This is a genomic window from Cryobacterium sp. TMS1-20-1 (assembly GCF_004402355.1).
Lineage (GTDB): Bacteria > Actinomycetota > Actinomycetes > Actinomycetales > Microbacteriaceae > Cryobacterium > Cryobacterium levicorallinum.
Window position 1 is genome coordinate 14,352 of the sequence record NZ_SOGF01000001.1, and the last position, 22,565, is coordinate 36,916.

Annotated in this window: 22 protein-coding genes and 4 tRNA genes; 5 read left to right on the forward strand and 21 right to left on the reverse strand. The window is 63.9% G+C overall.

Features of this window, described 5'->3' with window-relative positions; genetic code table 11:
- Positions 1–60: 60 nt before the first annotated feature.
- The 4 genes from E3O45_RS00075 to E3O45_RS00090 all read right to left on the reverse strand — a co-directional run bounded on the left by E3O45_RS00075 (position 61) and on the right by E3O45_RS00090 (position 3,191).
- Positions 61–291 carry a hypothetical protein gene (locus E3O45_RS00075; RefSeq protein WP_092449107.1) on the reverse strand — a complete coding sequence of 77 codons (231 nt, stop codon included), beginning with the start codon at positions 289–291 and terminating at the stop codon, positions 61–63.
- A 133-nt stretch (positions 292–424) separates the two neighbouring features.
- Positions 425–796 (reverse strand): DUF948 domain-containing protein, encoded by a 372-nt coding sequence (locus E3O45_RS00080; protein ID WP_092449108.1) that lies wholly within the window; start codon positions 794–796, stop codon positions 425–427.
- Positions 797–925: 129 nt separating this feature from the next.
- Positions 926–1,555 (reverse strand): 30S ribosomal protein S4, encoded by a 630-nt coding sequence (gene rpsD, locus E3O45_RS00085; RefSeq protein WP_092107727.1) that lies wholly within the window; start codon positions 1,553–1,555, stop codon positions 926–928.
- A gap of 295 nt (positions 1,556–1,850) precedes the next feature.
- Positions 1,851–3,191, reverse strand: coding sequence for a replication-associated recombination protein A (locus E3O45_RS00090; protein ID WP_134441015.1), 1,341 nt, complete (start codon positions 3,189–3,191; stop codon positions 1,851–1,853).
- Positions 3,192–3,297: 106 nt separating this feature from the next.
- On the opposite strand from E3O45_RS00090, the gene E3O45_RS00095 reads away from it, so the two are divergent.
- The 3 genes from E3O45_RS00095 (at position 3,298) to E3O45_RS00105 (ending at position 6,150) form a co-directional block, all read left to right on the forward strand.
- Complete coding sequence (locus E3O45_RS00095; protein ID WP_134441016.1) at positions 3,298–4,092, forward strand: peptidylprolyl isomerase; 795 nt, start codon at positions 3,298–3,300, stop codon at positions 4,090–4,092.
- A 109-nt stretch (positions 4,093–4,201) separates the two neighbouring features.
- Positions 4,202–5,434 carry a DUF349 domain-containing protein gene (locus tag E3O45_RS00100; protein WP_134441017.1) on the forward strand — a complete coding sequence of 411 codons (1,233 nt, stop codon included), beginning with the start codon at positions 4,202–4,204 and terminating at the stop codon, positions 5,432–5,434.
- 113 nt (positions 5,435–5,547) lie between these two features.
- A complete protein-coding gene (locus tag E3O45_RS00105; protein ID WP_134441018.1) occupies positions 5,548–6,150 on the forward strand; it encodes a type IV toxin-antitoxin system AbiEi family antitoxin in 603 nt (200 codons plus the stop codon).
- Here the strand turns inward: E3O45_RS00105 and E3O45_RS00110 are convergent.
- From E3O45_RS00110 to thrS, 13 genes are all read right to left on the reverse strand, one after another.
- Entirely contained in the window at positions 6,147–8,402 is a 2,256-nt protein-coding gene (locus E3O45_RS00110) for a bifunctional (p)ppGpp synthetase/guanosine-3',5'-bis(diphosphate) 3'-pyrophosphohydrolase (protein ID WP_092449113.1), read from the reverse strand. The two genes, E3O45_RS00105 and E3O45_RS00110, sit on opposite strands and share 4 nt — an antisense overlap.
- 170 nt (positions 8,403–8,572) lie before the next feature.
- Positions 8,573–9,586, reverse strand: coding sequence for a protein translocase subunit SecF (gene secF / locus E3O45_RS00115; RefSeq protein ID WP_104133159.1), 1,014 nt, complete (start codon positions 9,584–9,586; stop codon positions 8,573–8,575).
- Positions 9,586–11,313, reverse strand: coding sequence for a protein translocase subunit SecD (secD, locus tag E3O45_RS00120; protein WP_134441019.1), 1,728 nt, complete (start codon positions 11,311–11,313; stop codon positions 9,586–9,588). The genes secF and secD overlap by 1 nt, the downstream gene beginning before the upstream one ends.
- 90 nt (positions 11,314–11,403) lie before the next feature.
- A complete protein-coding gene (gene yajC, locus E3O45_RS00125; RefSeq protein WP_092449116.1) occupies positions 11,404–11,808 on the reverse strand; it encodes a preprotein translocase subunit YajC in 405 nt (134 codons plus the stop codon).
- A 108-nt stretch (positions 11,809–11,916) separates the two neighbouring features.
- Positions 11,917–12,966, reverse strand: coding sequence for a Holliday junction branch migration DNA helicase RuvB (gene ruvB / locus E3O45_RS00130; protein ID WP_134441020.1), 1,050 nt, complete (start codon positions 12,964–12,966; stop codon positions 11,917–11,919).
- Complete coding sequence (gene ruvA / locus E3O45_RS00135) at positions 12,963–13,643, reverse strand: Holliday junction branch migration protein RuvA (protein ID WP_134441021.1); 681 nt, start codon at positions 13,641–13,643, stop codon at positions 12,963–12,965. Before ruvA ends, ruvB begins: the two co-directional genes overlap by 4 nt.
- On the reverse strand, positions 13,640–14,266 hold the full coding sequence (ruvC, locus tag E3O45_RS00140) for a crossover junction endodeoxyribonuclease RuvC (protein WP_092449119.1): 627 nt from the start codon (positions 14,264–14,266) through the stop codon (positions 13,640–13,642). The genes ruvA and ruvC overlap by 4 nt, the downstream gene beginning before the upstream one ends.
- A 4-nt stretch (positions 14,267–14,270) precedes the next feature.
- Positions 14,271–15,035, reverse strand: a complete 765-nt coding sequence (locus E3O45_RS00145; protein WP_134441022.1) for a YebC/PmpR family DNA-binding transcriptional regulator — start codon at positions 15,033–15,035, stop codon at positions 14,271–14,273.
- 105 nt (positions 15,036–15,140) lie between these two features.
- Positions 15,141–15,710, reverse strand: coding sequence for a DUF1697 domain-containing protein (locus E3O45_RS00150; protein ID WP_134441023.1), 570 nt, complete (start codon positions 15,708–15,710; stop codon positions 15,141–15,143).
- Positions 15,711–15,784: 74 nt separating this feature from the next.
- The gene (gene pdxT, locus E3O45_RS00155) at positions 15,785–16,420 is read right to left on the reverse strand and encodes a pyridoxal 5'-phosphate synthase glutaminase subunit PdxT (RefSeq protein WP_370450279.1); all 636 of its coding nucleotides are present in this window, start codon (positions 16,418–16,420) and stop codon (positions 15,785–15,787) included.
- A 17-nt stretch (positions 16,421–16,437) separates the two neighbouring features.
- Positions 16,438–17,340, reverse strand: coding sequence for a pyridoxal 5'-phosphate synthase lyase subunit PdxS (gene pdxS, locus E3O45_RS00160; protein WP_092449122.1), 903 nt, complete (start codon positions 17,338–17,340; stop codon positions 16,438–16,440).
- 103 nt (positions 17,341–17,443) lie between these two features.
- Positions 17,444–18,037 carry an HIT domain-containing protein gene (locus E3O45_RS00165; RefSeq protein WP_134441041.1) on the reverse strand — a complete coding sequence of 198 codons (594 nt, stop codon included), beginning with the start codon at positions 18,035–18,037 and terminating at the stop codon, positions 17,444–17,446.
- Positions 18,038–18,062: 25 nt separating this feature from the next.
- A complete protein-coding gene (thrS, locus tag E3O45_RS00170; RefSeq protein WP_241985149.1) occupies positions 18,063–20,036 on the reverse strand; it encodes a threonine--tRNA ligase in 1,974 nt (657 codons plus the stop codon).
- 225 nt (positions 20,037–20,261) lie between these two features.
- Between thrS and E3O45_RS00175 the strand changes: the two genes are divergently transcribed.
- Entirely contained in the window at positions 20,262–21,323 is a 1,062-nt protein-coding gene (locus tag E3O45_RS00175) for an Ig-like domain-containing protein (protein ID WP_134441025.1), read from the forward strand.
- 106 nt (positions 21,324–21,429) lie between these two features.
- Here E3O45_RS00175 and E3O45_RS00180 read toward each other — a convergent pair whose 3' ends face one another.
- The 4 genes from E3O45_RS00180 to E3O45_RS00195 form a co-directional block, all read right to left on the reverse strand.
- Entirely contained in the window at positions 21,430–21,624 is a 195-nt protein-coding gene (locus tag E3O45_RS00180; protein WP_092449125.1) for a DUF1918 domain-containing protein, read from the reverse strand.
- Positions 21,625–21,774: 150 nt separating this feature from the next.
- Positions 21,775–21,846, reverse strand: a tRNA-Val gene (locus E3O45_RS00185).
- Between the two features lie 60 nt (positions 21,847–21,906).
- Positions 21,907–21,977, reverse strand: a tRNA-Cys gene (locus tag E3O45_RS00190).
- A gap of 60 nt (positions 21,978–22,037) precedes the next feature.
- Positions 22,038–22,109 (reverse strand) — tRNA-Gly (locus tag E3O45_RS00195).
- A 358-nt stretch (positions 22,110–22,467) separates the two neighbouring features.
- Here E3O45_RS00195 and E3O45_RS00200 point away from each other — a divergent pair.
- Positions 22,468–22,540, forward strand: a tRNA-Val gene (locus E3O45_RS00200).
- Positions 22,541–22,565 lie beyond the last annotated feature (25 nt).

The following is a 22,565-nucleotide window of genomic DNA, read 5'->3' on the forward strand; positions in this document are numbered from 1 at the left end:
GTCCATAGCTATTGAAGTGCATGAGTGAGGTGGAGCGTGGTGCCCTTTTTAAGCGGATGCTCAGGACGCGCTTGGTGCCGGCGCGTCGCCAACGGCATCCGCAACGTCACCGAGCGCTGCGTGCAACTCGGCCTCGCGCTGCCGATACCCCTCGGAGATGGCCTCGCCGAACTCGCGCGCCTTGGTGTCAAGTTCGGTGAAGAACTGCTTACCCTGCTGAGTCTTGTTGACCTCGTGGGCAACGACGAAGCCAGCGGCCACACCGATGACCAACCAGATGACGTTCTTCATGGCACTTCTCCCTGAATCTGCGCGGCCTGTGCTTTCAGTCAATAGAACCGAATTGAATGGAGCCTGGCACCGCTAGCCGCAGCTATCGATAAGTCGGGCGCGAGAATATCAACGCCGTCTCCAGCGTAGCCGGTCAACCCCGATTTCGCCCCGACCCCGCCCGCCCGCCACGAAAGGCGGCTCGCACGCCGGCCGAGAATCCGGCGAGCTTGATCAGCGGACCGCCGACGGTGGCCGCGAACAGCGCGACGAGCGCTGAGACGTTACCGGTGACATCCGCTACGTTGCTGGTGATCGTGTCGACCCTCGCCAGCTGCTGATTCGTGGATCGGATGGTTTCGGTCGTCTCGGCAAGCATCGGGGTGATTCCCTCGCTGAGATCGTGGATGGCCGCGGTGGTTTCATCGAACACCCGGCCCAGCTTGACCAGTGGAACGGCGATGACCGCCACCAGAATCGCGAATACGCCGGCGGCGATCAGCCCTGCAATATCTCCACCCGACACGGTGACTCCACTCAGATCAATGGGCCCCTGGGACGCCCGGGAATACAAAAAAGGGCGGATCACCCAGAGATGATCCGCCCTTCAGCGTACCGGTCAAAGACCGGTTAACTAACTATCCAACCGCACAGGTTAGCGAGCTGCGTAGTACTCCACGACGAGCTGAACTTCACATGTCACGGGGATCTCGATGCGCTTCGGTGCGCGCACGAGGCGGGCCTGAAGCTTGTCGAGCTCAACCTCGAGGTACGGCGGGAGCTTGGGGAGCAGGTCGACGTGTCCGCCGGCTGCTGCAACCTGGAAGGGCTCCATGCCCTCGCTGCGAGCCTTGACGTGCATGAGCTGGCCCGGCTTCACGCGGAAGGAGGGCCGGTCAACGAGCTCTCCGTCAACGAGGATGTGACGGTGCACGATCATCTGGCGAGCCTGGGCGGTGGTGCGGGCGATGGCTGAACGCACGAGGAGGGCGTCGAGACGGGTCTCGAGGATCTCGACGAGGTTCTCACCGGTCAGTCCCTGACGACGACGAGCCTGCTCGAAGGCGATCTTGAGCTGGGCTTCGCGAATGCCGTACTGGGCGCGTAAGCGCTGCTTTTCGCGCAGACGAACGGCGTAGTCCGAATCGGTCTTGCGCTTGGTGCGGCCGTGCTCACCGGGTGCATAGGGGCGCTTCTCAAGGAAGCGGGCTGCCTTCGGCGTGAGGGCAATGCCCAGCGCGCGCGAGAGGCGAGTTTTACTGCGGGTACGTGACTTGGTAGACACGGTTTCCTTTCAATCGGACTCAATAACAGGGATACCAGGGCGAGTGCGTCTTTTCAGCACAGTGTCTAATCGACACAGTCGTCATGGGAGATCAGAGGATTGGGTGCCATGGGACGTTCGGCTACAGAACGAAACCCCTCCAAACTGGAAACGGACGCAGCCGCATGCCGAAACCAGTTGTAGGCAGAGTCAAGGTTAGCACAGCGGATGCCCTGCTCAGGCTCTGCAGACCAGCGCGAGTTCCCGATGCGGGCAGCGTCGGTCGCGAGCCCTCTCGGGAAAACTGGATGCGCATTTATTCGTTGCGGACTATACGGCGGATTTTTAGGAGGCGGGCGGAGATATCGCGCTCGTGGCCGTGCTCGGTCGGCTCGTAGTAGCGGGTGGATTTCAGCTCCGTTGGAGGGTATTGCTGGGTGACCACTCCGAGCGGGTCATTGTGCGGGTAGACGTAGCCCTTGCCGTGGCCGAGGCGTTTGGCGCCGGGGTAGTGCGCGTCGCGAATGCCCTTGGGCACGCGGCCCATCTTGCCGGCGCGGACATCCGCTATGGCAGCATCGAGCGCCATGTAGGCGGCGTTCGATTTGGGGGCCGTCGCGAGGTGCACAACGGCCTGGGCGAGCGGGATTCGCCCCTCAGGCATGCCGATCAGCGCGACGGCATCGGCGGCGGCGACGGCGATCAGGAGCGATTGCGGGTCGGCCATGCCGATGTCTTCGGAGGCGAGGACGATGATGCGGCGGCAGATGTAGCGCGGGTCTTCGCCGGCCTCGATCATGCGGGCCAGGTAGTGCAGCGCCGCGTCGACGTCACTGCCGCGCACCGATTTGATGAACGCGCTGATTACGTCGTAGTGCTCGTCACCGTTGCGGTCGTAGCGCAGCAGTGCACGGTCAACGGCGAGCGAGACGATGTCGGTCGTGATGACAGGCTTGCCGGTCGCGCCGGGTTCGAGCGTCGATTCCGCCGAAACGGATGCCGCCTCCAGCGCCGTCAGCGCCCGCCGCGCATCCCCCGAGGCCAGGCGAATGATCGCGCCGCGAGCCTCGGCCTCGAGTTCAAACCGGTCAGCGAGGCCGCGCGAATCGGTGACCGCACGATCAACGACGATCCCGAGGTCGTCGTCGCTCAGAACTTCGAGGGTGAGTAACAGTGAACGAGACAGCAAAGGGGAAATGATCGAGAACGACGGATTTTCGGTCGTCGCGGCGACCAGGATGACGACGCCGTTCTCGACCCCTGGCAGGAGGGTGTCTTGCTGAGCCTTGGAGAAGCGGTGGATCTCATCGAGAAAGAGCACCGTCGCGAGACCGTAGAGGTCGCGGTTGGTTCGGGCGTCTTCCATCACCTGCCGCACGTCGCGCACGCCGGCCGTCACAGCAGAGAGTTCAACGAAACGACGTCCGGAACTGTGCGCGATCGCCTGCGCGAGCGTGGTCTTGCCGGTGCCGGGCGGTCCCCAAAGAATGACCGACACGCTGCCGCGCTCCCCCGTCTTGTCGCTGGCCAGACTGACCAGGGGCGACCCCGGGGTGAGCAGATGACGCTGGCCGGCCACCTCGTCCAGGGTTTTCGGGCGCATTCGTACGGCGAGGGGGGCCTGGCCACTCCGCAGACCCGGTTGAGCATCCGACATTCCTCCAGCGTAGTTTGTGCGTAGAGTTCTACGAGGTCGGGAGCGTTGGCGCCCGACTGCTTTTGTCCGGTCGTCGCCAACCCCGACGGCCCTGGAGGGGTTCCAAGTGGCTTCGAATTACAAGCTCGAGCGTGCAGCACGTGAAGAGCGCGGACGTGTTCGTTCCTACCAGGCCCGACGGGCGGTGCACGAGCACCAGTCGAAGCGGCGTGTGCGGGACAACCTGATCGCCGGCGGGGGGCTGCTCGTCGTACTCACATTGATCGTGGTGGCGCAGGTCTTCTACTTCAACGGCGGACCAGGTACTCCGGAAGCGACCACTGCGGCCACCGACACCCCGACCACGACGCCGACGGCTGCCGCCGGTGCCAATTCGGGTGTGGTGCCCGCCAGCACGCTGGCCGAAGGTCGAACCTGGACCGGCACCATGACCCTCAATGACATTCCGGTGGGAATCGAGCTCGACGGCGCCCTGGCGCCGCAGGCGGTTTCGTCGACCATCAGCCTCGTTCAGACCGGGTTTTACGACGGCCTCACCTGCCACCGTCTGACGGTGGAGGGCATTTTCGTGCTGCAGTGCGGCGACCCGGTGGGCGATGGCACCGGCGGCCCCGATTACAGCTACGGACCGGTGGAGAATGCACCGATCGACGACGTGTACCCAGCTGGAACCCTCGCCATGGCACGTTCCGGCAACGACGGCTTCTCCAACGGCAGCCAGTTCTTCATCGTCTACGAAGACAGCACCATCCCCGCCGACAGTGCGGGCGGCTACACGGTGCTCGGGCGCGTCACGAGTGGCCTCGACCAGATCAAAACCGAGATCACGGATGCCGGAATCACGGCAGGCGGCGCCTCGCCCGTCGTACCGACCACGATTACCGGCATAACAGTTCAGTAGGATCGATCGATCCCCCTGCGCTATTGCAATAGGCTTATCAGGGTATTTCCTGGCTCCGCATTTTTTCTTCCCGCGGCGCCCACACAACAACTCAGCAAAGGTGAGGCTCTTGACTACGACAGATCAGCAACCATGGGGTCGCGTAGACGAAACCGGCACGGTTTACGTGCGCGAGGCGGATGGCGAACGCGCCGTCGGCCAATACCCGGATGCCACTCCGGAAGAGGCCCTGGCCTACTTCGAACGCAAGTACGTTGAACTCAATGGGCAGGTCACCCTGCTTGAGCAGCGTGCGAAGGGTGGCGCTCCGGCCGCAGACGTGGCCAAATCGGTGGCCAATCTCACCGTCGCCGTTGCCAACGCCAACGCCGTCGGCAACCTGGCCGCCTTGGCAGAACGCCTCGGCGCGCTCGGCGGAGCCGTCACCGAACTCACCGAGCAGCAGAGCATCGAGACCAAAGCAGCATCCGCTGCCGCCGTCGCCGAACGGGCCGAGATCGTGACCGAGGCCGAGCGCCTCGCCGCCGAAGATCCGGCCAAGACGCAGTGGAAGCAGACCAGCGCTGCCCTCGACGCCCTCTTTGCGAAGTGGCAGGCGCACCAGCACGATGCCCCGCGCATTCCCAAGGGCGAGGCCAACGACCTGTGGAAGCGCTTTCGGGCGGCCCGCACGACGATTGAGCAGAACCGCAAGGCGTTCTTCGCCGAGCTCGACAGCGCGCACAAGGACGTTCGCACCAAGAAGCAGCACCTAATCGAGCAGGCTGAGGCGCTCGCGCCGCAGGGTGCCGACGGGGTGTCCGCCTACCGCAAGCTGCTCGACGAGTGGAAGCAGGCCGGCCGCAGCGGCAAAAAGCAGGACGACGCCATGTGGGCGAAGTTCAAGGCCGCCGGCGACGTGCTCTACTCCGTCAAGAGCGAGGTGGAAGCTCAGGACAACGAGGAGTTCTCCGCGAACCTGGTACTCAAGCTGGAACTCCTGACCGAGGCCGAGACTCTGCTGACAACCACCGACCGCAATGCCGCTCGCGACACGCTCACGGTCATCCAGCGCAAATGGGACGTCATCGGCAAGGTTCCGCGCGACCAGGTCAAGCCGATCGAGGATCGCCTGCGCAAGGTCGAAGCCGTCGTGCGCAAGCTCGATGACGACCACTGGAAGCGCAATAATCCAGAGACCAAGGCCCGCACCGAGGGTTTCGCCGGCCAGTTGAATGACGCGATCGCCAAGCTTGAAGATGAACTGGCCACCGCTCAGAAGAGCCAGAACGCCCGCGCCATCAAAGACGCCAACGAAGCACTCGAGGCCCGCAAGGCCTGGCTCAAGGCGATGGGCCAGTAGGCACGACTGCAACACCCGGCAGGAACTATCCCCACCCCGCACCGGTGGTCATTTTCTCCACAGATCCAGGCTCCTTCGGGGGCCTGGATCTGGTTAAGGGACAGCATGGCGGCATGATGAATCCCCGGGCACCAACGCGCACGATCAACGACCTGCCCCTGGCCGAGCTGTGCAGCGCCCGGCTCGACGGGCAGGTCTTTCAACTCGCCGACTCCTGGTGTGTGATCGATGAAATAGACGGATGCTCCACACGGGCCGTCTCCGCCAGCCGGCTGGTCCCACCCCGCGCCATCGCCGAGCGCCTCACCGCCGCGTGGATCTACGGCGTCGCACCTGAGCCCCGTCGCCACCAATTCTGTGTGCTCATTGGTGCGCGCACGACGGCCGTCTGGTCACCACGTGTTCAGCTGCGCGAAATCGTGCGCTCTCCCGATGACGTGCGCACCATCGCTAATGTCCGGGTGACCACTCCCCTGCGTACCGCCGTCGACCTGGCGCGCTATCCGTCAGCGACCTCGGGGGCCGAGATCATCGCGCTTTTAGCCCGGCTGCTGCACTACGGCGGGTATCCTGAGATCTCCGCGGCCGTGCGCCTCTGCCAGCGCGGCAGCCCGGCCTATAGCGTCGTCGCCGTGGCCAGGTTCGCGGCGGTCAGCGACGCGTTGCGCTCCCTGCACCAGTCGAGCGCAGCACCCGAGAAAGCAGTGGGCGTCTAGCCGTCGTTGACCCGGTAGACGTCGTAGACAGCATCGATGCGGCGCACGGCATTGAGGACGCGATCCAGGTGGGTGGTGTCACCCATCTCGAACACAAACCGGCTGAGCGCCAGGCGGTCACTCGACGTGTTGACCGTGGCCGAGAGAATGTTCACGTGATGCTCAGACAGCACCCGGGTGACATCGGAAAGCAATCCGGATCGGTCGAGTGCCTCGATCTGGATGTGCACCAGGAACAGGCTCTTCGACGTTGGCGCCCAGTCGACCTCGATCATGCGCTCGGGTTCCTTGAGCAGGGACTGCACATTGTGGCACGCCGCCTGGTGCACCGAGACACCAGCACCACGGGTGACGAACCCGACGATCTTATCGCCGGGAACCGGCGTGCAACAACGGGCAAGCTTGACCAGAATGTCCGGGGCACCGCGCACGAGCACACCAGAATCAGTGTTCCGGGTGGTCTGCGGCCGGCCGCGGGCAGCAACCGGAAAATCGTTGCTGTCGTTGTCGTCGATGCTCTGCACCGAGGACACAACCTTTTCGAGCACGGACTGGGTCGAGACGTGGCCTTCACCGACCGCCGCATACAAGGCCGACACGTCGTCATATTTGAGTTGAGCCGCGACCTCCGCGAAGGAGTCCTGGTTCATCAGCTTCTGCAGCGGAAGGTTCTGCTTGCGCATGGCCCTGGCGATGGCGTCGCGGCCCTGCTCGATGGCTTCGTCGCGGCGCTCCTTGGTGAACCACTGCCGAATCTTGTTGCGCGCGCGGGGGCTCTTGACGAAATTGAGCCAGTCCTTACTGGGCCCGGAGTCGGGGTTCTTCGAGGTGAATACCTCGACAACGTCTCCGGTGATAAGTTCGCTCTCCAGCGGAACCAGACGGCCATTGACCTTGGCGCCCATGGTGCGGTGGCCGACCTCGGTGTGCACCGCGTAGGCGAAGTCAACCGGGGTCGCGCCCGAGGGCAGCCCGATGACGCGGCCCTTCGGCGTGAAGACATAAACCTCTTTGGCACCGATCTCGTAGCGCAGTGAGTCGAGGAACTCGCCGGGATCGGCGGTTTCGGCCTGCCAGTCGGAGATATGAGCCAGCCAAGCCATATCGGTGTCGCTCTGCGGGCCCGGGCCGCCGGCGCTCTTGCCGTTGACCTGCTCCTTGTACTTCCAGTGCGCGGCGACGCCGAATTCGGCGCGCTGGTGCATTTCGGTGGTACGAATCTGGATCTCGACCGCGCGACCGCTCGGGCCGAGCACCGTCGTGTGCAGCGACTGGTAGAGGTTGAACTTGGGGGTGGCGATGTAGTCCTTGAACCGCCCGGGCAGTGGAGTCCAGCGGGCATGAATGGAACCCAGCACGGCGTAGCAGTCCCTTACCGAATTCACGAGAACGCGGATGCCGACGAGGTCGTAGATTTCGTCGAATTCGCGGCCGCGCACGACCATCTTCTGGTAGATCGAGTAGTACTGCTTGGGGCGCCCGGCAACCTTTCCCCGAATTCGAGCGGACTTGAGGTCGTCACTGATGGTGTCGATGATCTGCTGCACGAACTCTTCGCGCTGCGGGGTGCGCTGTTTGACCAGGCTTTCGATCTCGGCGTAAAGCTTGGGGTACAGCACGGCGAAAGAGAGGTCTTCGAGTTCCCACTTGATGGTCTGAATACCCAGGCGGTGAGCCAGCGGTGCATAGATCTCAAGGGTTTCAGTAGCCTTGCGCACGGCGGATTCGTTGGGTACGAAGCCCCAGGTGCGCGCGTTGTGCAGCCGGTCGGCCAGTTTGATGATGAGTACGCGGATGTCCTTGGACATGGCGACGATCATCTTGCGCACGGTCTCGGCCTGAGTCGAGTCGCCGTACTTCACCTTGTCGAGCTTGGTGACGCCGTCGACCAGCATCGCAATTTCGTCGCCAAAGTCGGCCCGCAGGGCGTCGAGCGTGTAGTCGGTGTCTTCGACGGTGTCGTGCAGCAGCGCAGCGGCTATGGTCTTGGTGCCGATGCCGAGGTCGGCCAGAATTTGGGCCACGGCAACGGGATGGGTGATGTACGGCTCTCCGCTGCGCCGCATCTGCCCGTCGTGGGCACGCTCGGCGGCCGTGTAGGCACGCTCAATGATCGACAGGTCGACCTTGGGGTGGTTCAGCCGCACCGTCTTGATCAGGCGGTCGACGGCACCAGCGGGCTGGGCCCGAGAGAAGATGCGCGGAACCAAACGGCGCAGCGAGGCTGGAGATGGCGTCGTCGTGTCCGTCATAGTCTCACCTCTTAACTCACAGCGGTTGAAACCGCGCGGGCTGTGTTTGCGTTCCCTCAATTATGCCGGTTCGCGACGCCTCTCCCGTACGCTGCAAGCGATCTGCCCTGCCCACATGCAGCGAAACGGCCAGCCCATCGGGGCTGACCGTTTCGATCACGGAGCGAATGCTACGCGGTAACGGACTCCGCAGCCGGCGTCGAAGCCTTGGCGCGTGCCGCCAAAGCCTGCTTGTCGTGCTTGCGAATGGCGGCCTCGCCGGCGCGCAGCTGAACATACAGCGGCGAAGCGATGAAGATCGTTGAGTAGGTACCGACCAGGATGCCGATGAGCAAAGCCAACGAAATGTCGCGCAGGGTGCCAGCACCGAGCACGAAGGCACCGATGAACAGAATGGATGCCACGGGCAGGGCGGCGACGACGGAGGTGTTGATCGAGCGCACCAGCGTCTGGTTCACGGCGAGGTTGACCGACTCCGCGAAGGTGCGGCTCGAGCCCGATCCATCGAAGTTGGTGTTCTCCCGAATCTTGTCGAAGACCACGACGGTGTCGTAGAGCGAGTAGCCCAGAATGGTCAGGAACCCGATCACCGCGGCCGGCGTGATCTCGAATCCGGTGATGCCGTAGAACCCGGCCGTGATCACGAGGTCATGGAGCAGCGCGACCATGGCCGCGACCGACATCTTCCAGGTGCGGAAGTAGATCGCCATGATGATACCGGCGAGCACGAGGAACACGATCAGGGCGCGCAGCGCCTGGCCGGTGATGTCCTGCCCCCAGGTCGCTCCGATGAAGGAGGTGGCCACTTCGGTGACCGGAACGTCATAGGCGGCGGCGAGGGCGTCGCGTACTTCCGTCGTCTCCCCCTCAGACATCTGGTCGGTCTGGATCCGAACACCGTCTGAGCCGACGGTGGAGACCTTCGGAACGACGTCGGGAGCGACGCTCGCGACGGCATCCGTTGCCGTGGTCTGCGACTGACTCGTCGTCTGGGAGACGACGAATTCGCTGCCGCCGGTGAATTCAATGCCGAACACGAAACCACCGCGCAGCAGGAACGGGCCGACCAGGGCAATGAGGATCATGCCACCGGCGATCAGGTACCAGAGTTTGCGGCGCCCGACGATATTGAGCGACCGTGCCCCGGTGTAGAGGTCATTTCCGAACTGCGAGAAGCTGGCCATCAGGAATCCTTCCCGTCTGTCGATCGATCAGTACTGGTACTTACCAGCTCAGACGCCTTACGTTCGGCGATCGTTTGTCGCTTGGCCGCCTCTTTGCTCGAGGACGCCACCTTCGTCGCCGACATGGTCGACGAGGGTTCAAAGCGGGCACGGCCACGGTAAACCGCGCCGAGGGCACGAGGATCGAGGCCGCTGAGTTTGTGGCCCTCGTTGAAGAACCGGGTCTTCGCAACCAGCTGCAACATCGGGTGGGTGAACATGCTCACCACGAGCAGGTCGACGATGGTGGTGAGGCCGAGGGTCAGAGCGAAGCCGCGCACGTTTCCGACGGCGAGCACGAACAATACGGCGGCGGCGAGAAAGTTCACGACGTCAGAGGCGACGATGGTGCGGAAGGCACGCTTCCAGCCGGCCTCGACCGACGACTCCAGCCCGCGACCGTCACGCAGTTCATCGCGTACGCGTTCGAAGTACACGATGAAGGAGTCGGCGGTGATACCGATCGCCACGATCAGGCCGGCAACACCGGCCAGCGACAGACGGTAGCCCTCACGCCAGGACAGGATCGTGATGAGCAGGTAGGTGATCACGGCCGCGACTGCGAGCGAAGCAACGGTCACGAGGCCCAGCAGACGGTATTGGGCGAGCGAGTACATGACGACGAGGATCAGACCGATTAAGCCGGCGATGAGTCCGTTGAGCAGCTGCGTCGATCCCAGGGTGGCCGAGATGGTGTCCTGGCTCTGTACGGTGAAGCTGATCGGCAGAGCGCCGAACTTGAGCTGGTCAGCGAGGGCCTTCGAGCTGTCCTGGTCAAAGGAGCCCGAAATTTCCGGCTTGCCGTTGAGGATGGCTCCCTGCGTGTTGGACGGCGCCGAGATGACAGCGCCGTCGAGCACGATGGCGAATTGATTCTGCGCCCCGGTCAGGCTGTTCAGCCGCGTCGTGACGTCGGCGAACTTCGTGGTGCCCTCGCTGTTGAACACAATGTTGACGACCCACTCGCCGGTGGTTGCGCCCGACGAGGTGGTGCGCTGACCATTGGTCGCGTCGGTGATGGTGGAACCGTCAACCTCGACCGGGCCGAGGATGTACTTAATCGAGCCATCCGTTTCGCAGGTGATGAGGGGTTCATCGGCCGGCGCGACGTTCGTGGTGTTGATCGCGGCACAGTCGAAGGCGTCATACTCGGCCTGCAGGGCCGGGGTGACGTAGTTCAGGTCGCTCGCGTCGGTGGGCTCGACCGTCGGAGTCGTGGACAGGCTCGGGTCGACGGTTGCCTCCGGTGCGGGGGTCGCGGTACCGTCGGCACCGACGGTCTGGCCCGAGGGCTGACCGGCCACGAGCACGGCGCGGAATTCCAGTTTGGCCGAAGACTTGATGCGCTCCAGGGTGGCGTCATCGGGGGTACCGGGGATCGATACGACGATGTTCTGGCCGCCCTGAGTGTTGACCTCGGTTTCGGAGACTCCCGAGGAGTTGATCCTCTGGCGAATAATGCCCACGGCCTCGGTGAGCTGCTCAGACGTGACGGTCGCGCCGCTCTCGACCTGCGGGGCGAGAATGATCTGCGTTCCACCCTCGAGGTCGAGCGCCAGCTTCGGCGTCCACGACCCGTTCTGAGTGAACACGCCGAACGCGTTCAGAGCGATCAGGCCGACGATGAGCACGCCCAGCCAGGTCAGGGAACGCCAGGCCTTTTTGGCCGGAGACGACGACTTAGCCACCTATGAACTCAGCTTTCTGTTGGCGCCCACACCAGAATGTGTGGGCGCGCCGCGTGTTGCAGTACGTGCGTTGTTGGTGCGGGAGCTAGATTATGCGTCGCCCTTTTTGGGCTGTTCGGTGGTGTCGGTGTCGCTCTCGACCACGCGCTGGCCGAATTCCGGCTCAGACAGTTCCGATTCACGCAGTGAGTCGATGCTTTCAACGGCAGAGTCATCTTCGACGTCGTCGGCGACAATCGGCTCCACCACGCGAGCGATGGTCTGACGGTGGATCTCAACGATGACGCCGGGAGCGATCTGAAGTTCGACCTTGTTGGCCTCTTCGTCGATGGCAATGATCGTGCCGTACATACCGAAGTTGGTCATGACGTCGGCGCCGGGAACCATGGTCGCCTGCAGGGCTTCCTGGTCCTTCTTGCGCTTGCGGCCGTTGCGGAACATGAAGAAGACGAGTACGGCCAAAACGGCCAGCATGACGAGAGTCAAAGAATCCATGGAGCGGTAAAACCTTCCGATTGCGGCGCGGGTGGCCGAAGCTTGTGGGTGAAGACCCGCCAGTAGGCCTAGAGAGAATATGCCTCTAGACAGGCGGGCCAAATTGAATTATAGGTCAAGAAGGGTCGCACTTCCCTGTGGGGTAATGCCCAGGGGCGGTGTGAGACCAAAATGTTGCCAGGCCGCGCTGGTCGCAACACGGCCGCGCGGGGTACGCGTGAGGAATCCTATCCGTACCAGGAACGGCTCGACGACCGCTTCGACGGTTTCGGACTCCTCGCCGACCGAGACGGCCAGGGTGTTCAGGCCGACCGGTCCACCACCGAATCGCGTCAGGATGATCTTCATGACTTCCCGGTCCAGACGATCCAGGCCGATCGGATCGACGTCGTAGAGTTCGAGCGCCGCGTGCACCGCGGCGATGTTGGCGCCGCCCCCGTGCACGAGCGCGTAATCGCGCACCCGGCGCAGCAGGCGGTTCGCGATGCGGGGTGTGCCCCGGCACCGGCCGGCGATCTCGGCCAGCGCGTCGCGTTCGATCGGCAGGTCGATGAGCTGGGCGGCGCGATAGAGCACCTGTTCCAACTCGCTCTCGGCGTAAAACTCCAGGTGCGCGGTAAAGCCGAATCGGTCACGCAGCGGGTTCGGCAGCAGGCCGGAGCGTGTCGTGGCCCCCACCAGGGTGAACGGGGCAAGGTCGAGAGGCACCGAGGTGGCCCCGGCGCCCTTGCCCACCATGATGTCGATGCGAAAGTCTTCCATCGCGAGGTAGAGCATCTCTTCGGCCGATCGCGCCATGCGGTGAATTTCATCGATGAACAACACCTCACCGGGAACCAGTGAGGACAGCACCGCAGCGAGATCACCGGCGTGTTGAATGGCCGGTCCGCTCGACATGCGCAGCGGCCGGTTGCCCTCGTAGGCGACGATCATGGCGAGGGTAGTCTTTCCGAGGCCGGGCGGGCCTGCCAGGAGGATGTGGTCCGGCGTGCGGTTCTGCATCGTCGCGGCGGTCAGCAGCAGCTGCAACTGCCCGCGCACCTTCTTCTGGCCGACGAATTCGGCCAGGCTCGCCGGGCGCAGCGCGCCCTCGAAGGCGAGCTCGGATTCGCTTTCGAGCGAGGGGTTGGTGAGCTCGACGCCCGGGTCCGTGGTCACGAACGGCCCGATCCGGTCGACGCAGCTGCAGACCCGGTGGCATGGTGCGCCGCCGGGCCGAGGCGGCCGAGGGCCAGCCGGAGCACAGCGGCGACGGTCGGCGGCACGGAATCGGCACCGGCAGCATCCGCCAGCTCGGTGAGGGTTTCATCGACGGCCTCAGCGGCGACCCGTTCGGACCAGCCCAGACCGATCAGGGCAGCCTGCACGCTCGCGGCGACCGAGGTAGCGCCGGGTCGGCGAGTCGGGGCGCTTTCGGCGGTGACGGCGATTTTTCCGGCGAGGGAGAGCACGATGAGTTTCGCGGTCTTGGGACCGATGCCGCTGACCTTGCGGAAGGCTGCGTCGTCGTCTGCATTGACGGCCTGCCCGATCTGGTTGGGGCTGAGCACGGCGAGCACGCCGAGGGCGGATTTGGGGCCAACCCCCGTGACGCCGACCAGCAGTTCGAACACGGCGAGTTCATCAGCCGTGGGAAAACCGTAGAGAGTAAGGGAATCTTCGCGCACGATGAGCGTGGTCGCAAGGCGCGCCTCGTCACCGATGCGCACGCCGAGGGCGGTAGCCGGCGTCACCTGCACCCCGAGGCCGACTCCCCCGACCTCGATTACCACCGTTGATGAGCTGGCGGTTGAGCCTACGGCAGACAGGACAAGGCCACGTACGGAAGAGATCACCGCTTAAGACTACGGGGCACCGCCGACACCGCTGGCACCGACCCGCGTTCGGCGGCACGCCAGGCCTTTTGCGCCGGGGTCAGCGCGGCAGGCGTTCCCGTGGCCGCTTTGACCGAGACGACGGTCGGCAGCGTGCCGCCGGAGGCGCCGGTGCGCCAGGCATGGCAGATCGCGAGGGCCAGGGCATCCGCTGCATCGGCGGGCTTAGGAATTTCGGTGAGCCCGAGAATGCGCGCGACCATGGTGCCGACCTGCTGCTTGTCGGCGGACCCGTACCCGGTGATGGCCGCCTTCACCTCGCTCGGGGTGTGCAGGGTCACCGGTAGTCCGCGCTGGGCGGCGAGCAATAGGGCCACCCCACTGATCTGGGCCGTTCCCATGACCGTGCGCACGTTGTGCTGGGCGAAAACCCGTTCGATGGCGATGAATTGCGGCCGGTGCCGGTCGAGCATCTCTTCGAGGCCCTGCGACAGCAGCAGCAGCCGCTGCTCCAGGGGCAGGTCGGGCGCGCTGCGCAGCACGGTCACGTCCACCAGGCGGGCCGAACGGTTGCCTTCGACATCGACCACGCCGACACCGCAGCGGGTGAGGCCCGGGTCGATGCCGAGAACCCGGACCGCCATCGAACTACTCGGACTCGCTCGAGAGTGCGGCCTGTACCTCGGCCGACAGGTCGTAGTTGGAATAGACGTTCTGCACGTCGTCGAGGTCTTCCATCGCGTCAATCAGGTGGAACACCTTGCGGGCGGTTTCGGCGTCGACCTCGATTTTGAGCGACGGGATGAAGGCGATATCGGCGGACTCATAGTCGATGCCGGCGGCCTGCAGCGCGGTGCGGGTGGCAACGAGGTCGCCAACGGAAGAGTGAATCTCGAAGGTTTCGCCCTCGTCGATGACCTCTTCGGCGCCGGCGTCGAGCACGGCGAGCATAATGTCGTCTTCGGTGATCGTGGGCAGGTGCTTGACCACGACGACACCCTTGCGGTGGAAGTTGTAGGCGACACTGCCCGGGTCGGCCATGGCTCCCCCGTTGCGGGCCATTGCGGTGCGTACCTCGGCGGCAGCACGGTTCTTATTGTCGGTGAGGCACTCGATCATGATCGCGACACCGTGCGTGGCATAGCCCTCGTACATGATGGTCGTGTAGTCGACCTGTTCGCCAGACAGCCCGGCACCACGCTTGACGGCGCGGTCGATATTGTCGTTGGGCACGGAGGTCTTCTTGGCCTTCTGAATGGCATCGACCAGCGTCGGGTTACCCGAGAGGTCAGCGCCGCCCAGGCGGGCCGCAACCTCGATGTTCTTGATGAGCTTGGCGAACGCCTTGGCCCGTCTGGAGTCGGTGACCGCCTTCTGGTGCTTGGTGGTGGCCCATTTGGAATGCCCGGACATACATCTCCCGTTGTTGTGCTCGAACTAGCTGTGTTCGAATGAGTTGTGCTCGATCAAGCTCTGATGATCGCTGCGAAGTTGGTGCACACTTGGTGCCGACCCAGTCTATCCCGGTGTGACTTCCAGCAGCTTGTGCAGCGTGTGCAGGTTGCGGGTGGTGGTGGTGTCGCGGTACTTGAGCTTGGCGCTCTTCTTACTGAAGGCACTCTTGATGCCGACGGCCTTGCGCACCTCCCAGTACAGCACGCCGTGGCCGAGTTCGATGCGCTCGTCAGTGGCATCGAGTTCCTTGGCGTGTCCGGCCAGCTCGCTGAGGTGGCCGGGGTCGGAGGAGAACATGACATAGGGGTGCCAGCCGTCGCGGTCGGCGTCGAACGGGTACGAGCGCACGATGCGGTCGAGCGATTCGGCGTCGACGAGCACGATCCATGCTTCGTACTCGAAGCGAGCCGTCAGGGCCGCTTCGATGCGCGCCTTGAGGGCTGCGGCATCCACTTTGCTAATCAGCGGAGTATCGACGAGCGGACTGTCGATGCTGAAGATCACATTGCCGCTCGCCAACACCGTTTTGACGTCGGTGTAGCCGAGTTCACGAAAGGTGTCGGCGAGATCGCTCATTGCGATGGTGATGCCGTTGACGTTGATGCCACGGAGCAGTGCTACATATCGGGTCATCGTTGACCACCGGTTGTCTGAGTCATGTCTGAACCCTAGCCACACTCGCGCGCGCGGCACAATTAGGCCTGGCATCAGCGGGCGGCGGCGACCATTTTCTGCAGGAAATACTGGTGAAAACGGTATTCGCCGGTGATTTCCGGGTGAAAAGAGGTGCCGAGCAGGTTGCCTTGTTCCACGGCGACGCAGCGGCCGTCGGCGAGGGTGGCCAGTGCGGTCGCCCGAGGCCCGACGGTCTCCACGATCGGCGCCCGAATGAACACCGCGTGCACGGGCTTCTCGCCGAGCGCCGGAATGTCCAGGTCAGTCTCGAAGGAAGCGGTCTGCGAACCGAAGGCGTTGCGGCGCACGGCGATGTCGAGTCCGCCGAGGCTCTGCTGGCCGTTCATACCACCGAGAATCGTGTCGGCGAGCATGATCAGCCCCGCGCAGGTTCCATAGACCGGCAGCCCGCCGCGGATGGCTGCGCGGAGCGGTTCGGCGAGGCCGAAGGTACGGGCGAGCTTGTCCATGACGCTCGATTCGCCGCCCGGAATGACCAGACCGTCGACCTGGAGCAATTCTTCCGGACGGCGCACCAGGGCGACGTTCGCGCCGAGCGCGCGCAATACCTGCGCGTGCTCACGAAAGTCGCCCTGCAGGGCGAGCACCCCGACCCGCAGACCTGCCGGTACAGCGGCCTCTGCCGGTCGGGTGCCCTTCGAGAGAATCGTCACGAACGGTCGGGCTACCAGCCGCGCGTAGCGAGGCGGTGCGGTGCGGGGATGTCCGACACGTTGATGCCGACCATGGCCTCACCGAGGCCGCGGGAGACCTCAGCGATGACCTTGGCGTCGTCGTAGAAGGTGACAGCCTTCACGATGGCGGCGGCACGCTGTTCGGGATTGCCCGACTTGAAGACGCCGGAGCCAACGAACACACCGTCAGCACCGAGCTGCATCATCATGGCGGCGTCGGCCGGCGTGGCCACACCTCCTGCAGTGAAGAGAACAACGGGCAGCTTTCCGGTTGCGGCGATCTCAGCCACCAGTTCGTACGGCGCCGCCAGCTCCTTGGCGGCAACGTACAGCTCTTCCTTGCTCAGCGAACCGAGACGACGAATTTCTCCGTTAATGGTGCGGATGTGCTTGGTGGCTTCGGAGACGTCACCGGTGCCGGCTTCGCCCTTGGAACGAATCATGGCCGCGCCCTCGTTGATGCGGCGGAGCGCCTCACCGAGATTGGTGGCACCACAGACGAAGGGAATGGTGAAGTTCCACTTATCGATGTGGTTGACGTAGTCGGCCGGGCTGAGCACTTCGGACTCGTCAATGTAGTCGACGCCGAGCACCTCAAGAATCTGCGCCTCAACGAAGTGCCCAATGCGGGTCTTCGCCATGACCGGGATGTTGACCTCGGCAATGATGCTGTCGATCAGGTCAGGGTCGCTCATACGGGCAACTCCACCCTGCGAGCGGATATCGGCGGGAACGCGTTCGAGCGCCATGACGGCTACAGCGCCGGCGTCTTCAGCAATGCGAGCCTGGGCAGCGGTGACGACGTCCATGATGACGCCGCCCTTGAGCATTTCGGCGAGTCCCCGCTTGACGCGGCTCGAGCCAACTTGTTCGGCAGAGTTTGATTGAGTCATAGCTACGATTATATTCCTTGCGCGGTGGTGATCTGGTCGGCGGCTGGTGTCGGTTGAACGGATGACCGGGGCGTGCCAGCACGCTGCCCGGCCTAGAGCAAAACTAGAGGGAAGCTGCCGTGGCGGCCGAGGGAGTCAACGCGCCCGGCCAGCCGTCGGCAATTTCGCGGCGAACGTCGCCGAGCAGGCGCGGGATGGCCTTGGTGCCAGCGATGATCGGAAAAAAATTCGAGTCCAGGGCCCAGCGCGGCACGATGTGCTGGTGCAGGTGCTCGGCGATGCCAGCCCCCGCGATACGTCCCTGATTCATACCGATGTTGAAGCCGTCACAGTTCGACACCTGGGTGAGCACCCGCATGGCGATCTGGGTGAACTCGCCGATTTCGGCGATCTCCTCCGGAGTGGCCTGGTCGTAGGTGGCGACGTGCCGATACGGACAGACCAGCAGGTGGCCGCTGTTGTACGGAAAAAGGTTGAGCAGCACGTAGGCATGGGTGCCGCGCGCCACGATCAGCGCCTTCTCGTCGTCCAGGGTCGGCGCGATGCAGAACGGGCAGTCGTCGGGGTGCGGCTGCTGCCCGTCCTGGATGTAGACCATCCGGTGCGGCGTCCAGAGCCGTTGGAAGGCATCCGGAACACCCGCGAATTCTGCATCGGTTTCGTTGGCACCCGCGCCGAGCGCGTCGGAACCGCGCAGCCGATCGGCCGGAATCGCCGGCACGCTAGGCCTGCACTTCGGCCACAGCGGGGGCGACCGGGGTCGTGCTCACCTGCGCGCGGTTCTCGATCGACTCCACGATGATGCGCACGGCCTCGTCTACCGGCACCCCGTTCTGCTGCGTCCCATCGCGAAAGCGAAAGCTCACCGCGCCGTTGGCCTGGTCATCTTCGCCCACGATGAGCTGATACGGCACCTTGGCCTTGGTGTGAGTGCGGATCTTCTTCTGCATGCGATCGTCAGAATGGTCGACTTCGGCGCGCACGCCGGCCTTCCTCAAGGTGGCGATCACGTCGTCGAGGAAGGGGCCGTACTGCTCGGAGACGGGAATACCGACAACCTGCACCGGGGCCAGCCAGACCGGGAACGCCCCGGCGTAGTGCTCGGTGAGCACGGCAAAGAAGCGCTCGATCGAGCCAAACAGGGCGCGGTGAATCATGACCGGGCGCTGGCGACTGCCGTCATTCGCGGTGTATTCGAGGTCGAACCGTTCGGGCAGGTTGAAGTCGAGCTGAATGGTCGACATCTGCCAGGTGCGCCCGATGGCGTCCTTGGCCTGCACCGAGATCTTGGGGCCGTAGAAGGCCGCTCCACCCGGGTCGGCGACCAGATCGAGACCGGAGACTTCGGCGACCTCGCGGAGCGTCTCGGTGGCTTCGTCCCAGGCTTCGTCGCTGCCGACGAACTTTTTTGGGTCTTTGGTGGACAGTTCGAGGTAGTAGTCCTCGAGGCCGTAGTCGGCGAGCAGCTGCAGCACGAAGTTGAGGGTGCTGGTGAGCTCCTCCTTCATGCCTTCCTTGGTGGTGTAGATGTGGGCGTCGTCCTGGGTCATGCCGCGAACGCGGGTAAGGCCGTTGAGCACGCCGGACTTCTCGTACCGGTAGACCGATCCGAATTCGAACAAGCGCATCGGCAGGTCACGGTAGCTGCGGCCACTGGACTTGAAGATGAGGTTGTGGAACGGGCAGTTCATCGGCTTGAGGTAATAGTCGACGCCCTGGCGGGTGACGTGACCGGTATCGTCACGTTCCTCGTCGAGGTGCATCGGGGGAAACATGCCTTCGCGGTACCAGTCGAGGTGGCCCGAGGTTTCGAACAGCGTCGACTTGGTGATGTGCGGTGAATAGACGAAATCGTAGCCAGCCTCGGCGTGGCGTTTGCGGGAGTAGCTCTCCATCTCCTGCCGAATGATCCCGCCCTTGGGATGGAATACGGCCAGGCCGGAGCCGATCTCCTCCGGGAAGCTGAACAGGTCGAGTTCGGCACCGAGCTTGCGGTGATCGCGCTTGGCCGCCTCTTCCTGACGGGCCTGGTAGGCGCGCAGTTCGTCCTTGGTGGGCCACGCGGTGCCGTAGATGCGTTGCAGCTGCGGGTTCTTCTCTGAGCCGCGCCAGTAGGCGGCGGCCAGGCGGGTGAGTGAGTAGCCGTTGCCGATCATGCGGGTGTTGGGCAGGTGTGGGCCGCGGCAGAGGTCCTTCCAGACTGTTTCCCCGGTCTTCGGGTCGACGTTGTCATAGATGGTCAGTTCGGCGCCGCCGACCTCGACCGACTCGTCGTCGGCGGTCGGGCTGTTGTTGGCGGCAGCGTCGCCCTCACCGGGACCGCCCTTGATGCCGATGAGCTCGAGCTTGTAGGGTTCGGCGGCCAGTTCGGCGCGGGCTTCGTCGTGGGTGACGACGCGACGCACGAACCGCTGGCCCTGGCGGATGATGCGGTCCATCGCCTTTTCGAGCGATTTGATGTCCTCGGGGGTGAACGGGTCGGCCACATCGAAGTCGTAGTAGAAGCCGTCGGTGACGAATGGGCCGATGCCGAGGCGGGCGGCCGGGTTGACGGTCTGCACGGCCTGGGCCAGCACGTGGGTGGCCGAGTGGCGCAGAATATTTAGGCCATCGGGAGAATCTATGGTGACCGGTTCGACAGCATCCGTCGGCAACACGGTGGCCGCCAGATCTTTCAACTCACCGTTGACGCGCATTGCGACAACGGATCGGTCGGTGAAAAGCGCAAAGCCGTCAGCCACGTGTACTACTCCCTGTTGTTTGCCTACCCGTCAACTTTAGCGGCGTGCGCCGGGCTGATCGTCGGTTGAGCGACCGAGAGACCGCGATAGCGCTCGCACGCCCTACAAACCGAGCCGATATGGGAGTACTTTGTCCGTGATTTGGGGGTCCGAGCACCACCGACCGCGAAGAAGCGAGCCATGACACTTTTACTGCACCCAACCCCAGCCGCCCGCAGCGGCGTGAAGCGTTCCTGGCGCCTGCCCGCACTGGTGATTGCGTCCGTGCTCGGTGCCCTGATCGTCGCACCCGCCGCATCGGCAGCAACGGATGCCCCGGCCCTTTCCACGGGGCGGGGCACGGTCAGCATTGAGGCTGGCACCTTTGACTTCTACTTTGCCGGCCAGGCGGCATCCGTTTACGGCGAGATCTCGGCCGTTGCCCCCGCCACTGCCGTTCCGACGGGAAGTGTGCGCGTCGTGTCGCTTGAGCCCGGTAACCGCACCGAGACACCCGCGCTCCTGCCGAGCGACACGGCCGGCATCTTCTTCTCCGATGCCTACCCCAGCAAGGCGGGCACGCGCCAGTTTCGAGTGGACTATCTCGGAGATAGAAACTTTGCCCCGGCATCGAAAACCTTTGACTACTTCGTGCCGACCGGACCCGACACCAAAACGACCCTGACCGCGACGCCGTCCGGCACCATCACGGCCGGTCAGCGCATCACCTTCACCGCAGACGTCACGGACAGTCAGGGCCGCGCCCTGGACGGTGATCGTTCCAGCGAAGAGATCACCTTCTTCGACAATGGCCGACCGCTGGTCGGCGACCAGGTATTCGGCGAGTGGCATTCGACGATCACGACGACGAGGTTGTCCGTGGGGGTGCACCGAATCACGGCGGAGAGTTTCGCCGTCTTCTACAACCCATCGACCTCACCAACAGTGGTTGTCACGGTCGTGGCGAAGCCGGCCAGGGTAAGTCGAACGCTGACCGTCATGCCCCGGGGTGATGTGCACGTGGGAACGCCCGTCTCGGCCACAGCGACATTCACGTCAGCGGCCGGAACGGTGACCGGGTTCGTGCAGTTCTATGACGTGACGACCAAGGTCGGCCAGCCGGTAGCGCTTTCGAAAGGTTCAGCCACGTTCAAGTACACGTCATTGAAGGTAGGCACGCACGCGCTCGTGGCCCGCTATCTGGGTACGACGAAGTACGCTCCGGCGTTGGCCCTGCCGCGATTGGTGCGGGTTATTCGGTAACGGGAGAGGGTGAGAGTTCAGCGTCGCTGAACTCTCACCCTCTCCCGGCGACCTGGGCGCGGCATCCGCATTCGCGGGTTGGCAGACGCGCAAATCAGGCGCTGACCTAAACCGACTCCGACGAACGTTCGATCACGAAGTCGGCACCGGGATACACGATGCTCTCGTGCCGGTCGTCGAACAACACGAGGTACGGCGGCCCGCCGTCGATCCCGCGAACCTCGAGTATCTCGCCGCGACGGTCCGGACGTTCCACCGTTTTGCCGCGAATGACAATCCGATCTCCCTCTGTGGCGCGCATTGCACTCACCTCCTGCGCGCAAAACTACGCGGGCAGTGGATGCTGCACAAGGGCACACCAGCCGGCGTGTTGCCCAGATAGTGCACGGCCGGTTTTGGGTACAAAAAAACCCCGGCTGACCGGGGTTTTCATGTTTCTTCAAATGCTGTGTGGGCGATACTGGGATCGAACCAGTGACCTCTTCCGTGTCAGGGAAGCGCGCTACCGCTGCGCCAATCGCCCAAGATTCTGGGAATTACGGTGTCTCTGCAATACAGTTCTCGGCGAGTGCACCAGGAATTGAGGTGGATACGGGATTCGAACCCGTGTTAACGGCTTTGCAGGCCGCTGCCTCGCCTCTCGGCCAATCCACCAGTTGGGTTCATACCAAACGAATTGGAACCGCACCCAAAGGTGCGATTCCAGTTCATTCGAGCGGATGACGAGATTCGAACTCGCGACCCTCACCTTGGCAAGGTGATGCGCTACCACTGCGCCACATCCGCAACTGTTCGCATTTCTGCGTACTCAGAGACTCTAGCTGAATAGCCAGACGGAAACCAAACCGAGGCTTTTACGGCGTGTTGCGCCGGGTGGCGTGGGTGGGGTGCGGGCGGCACGGGAGTTGCGCCAGGAGTAAGCGCGCTGGCCACAACCCGCGCGCAACACGCTGCGCTGGACCTGCGCCAGTTCCGCCGTCTCCCGCGCAGCGGCGAAGCTCCCGCGTGACGTGGCTGTGCCGTCGAGCTGGTGCGGGGGTGGTCCGCGCCACACCGAGAGCGGCGTCGATGTGCGACGACCCGCCAGTCTGGGCTAGTATCAAAAGTCGCACCAGCAACTTTGGTTTGTGGTGTGAGTGCAATTGGGCGATTGGCGCAGCTGGTAGCGCGCTTCCTTCACACGGAAGAGGTCGTGGGTTCAAGTCCCGCATCGCCCACCGCGAATACACGAAAAGCCCCGAG

Bases quoted from the DNA above. Each gene is read 5' to 3' on its own strand.
- E3O45_RS00150 (WP_134441023.1), bottom strand. From the start codon at position 15,710: ATGACCCGATATGTAGCACTGCTCCGTGGCATCAACGTCAACGGCATC.
- E3O45_RS00090 (WP_134441015.1), bottom strand. From the start codon at position 3,191: ATGTCGGATGCTCAACCGGGTCTGCGGAGTGGCCAGGCCCCCCTCGCC.
- E3O45_RS00075 (WP_092449107.1), bottom strand. From the start codon at position 291: ATGAAGAACGTCATCTGGTTGGTCATCGGTGTGGCCGCTGGCTTCGTC.
- yajC (WP_092449116.1), bottom strand. From the start codon at position 11,808: ATGGATTCTTTGACTCTCGTCATGCTGGCCGTTTTGGCCGTACTCGTC.
- E3O45_RS00180 (WP_092449125.1), bottom strand. From the start codon at position 21,624: ATGCGCGCCACAGAGGGAGATCGGATTGTCATTCGCGGCAAAACGGTG.
- pdxS (WP_092449122.1), bottom strand. From the start codon at position 17,340: ATGACTCAATCAAACTCTGCCGAACAAGTTGGCTCGAGCCGCGTCAAG.
- E3O45_RS00110 (WP_092449113.1), bottom strand. From the start codon at position 8,402: ATGACGGACACGACGACGCCATCTCCAGCCTCGCTGCGCCGTTTGGTT.
- E3O45_RS00175 (WP_134441025.1), top strand. From the start codon at position 20,262: ATGACACTTTTACTGCACCCAACCCCAGCCGCCCGCAGCGGCGTGAAG.
- secF (WP_104133159.1), bottom strand. From the start codon at position 9,586: ATGGCCAGCTTCTCGCAGTTCGGAAATGACCTCTACACCGGGGCACGG.
- ruvC (WP_092449119.1), bottom strand. From the start codon at position 14,266: ATGGCGGTCCGGGTTCTCGGCATCGACCCGGGCCTCACCCGCTGCGGT.
- E3O45_RS00105 (WP_134441018.1), top strand. From the start codon at position 5,548: ATGATGAATCCCCGGGCACCAACGCGCACGATCAACGACCTGCCCCTG.
- E3O45_RS00145 (WP_134441022.1), bottom strand. From the start codon at position 15,035: ATGTCCGGGCATTCCAAATGGGCCACCACCAAGCACCAGAAGGCGGTC.
- thrS (WP_241985149.1), bottom strand. From the start codon at position 20,036: ATGCGCGTCAACGGTGAGTTGAAAGATCTGGCGGCCACCGTGTTGCCG.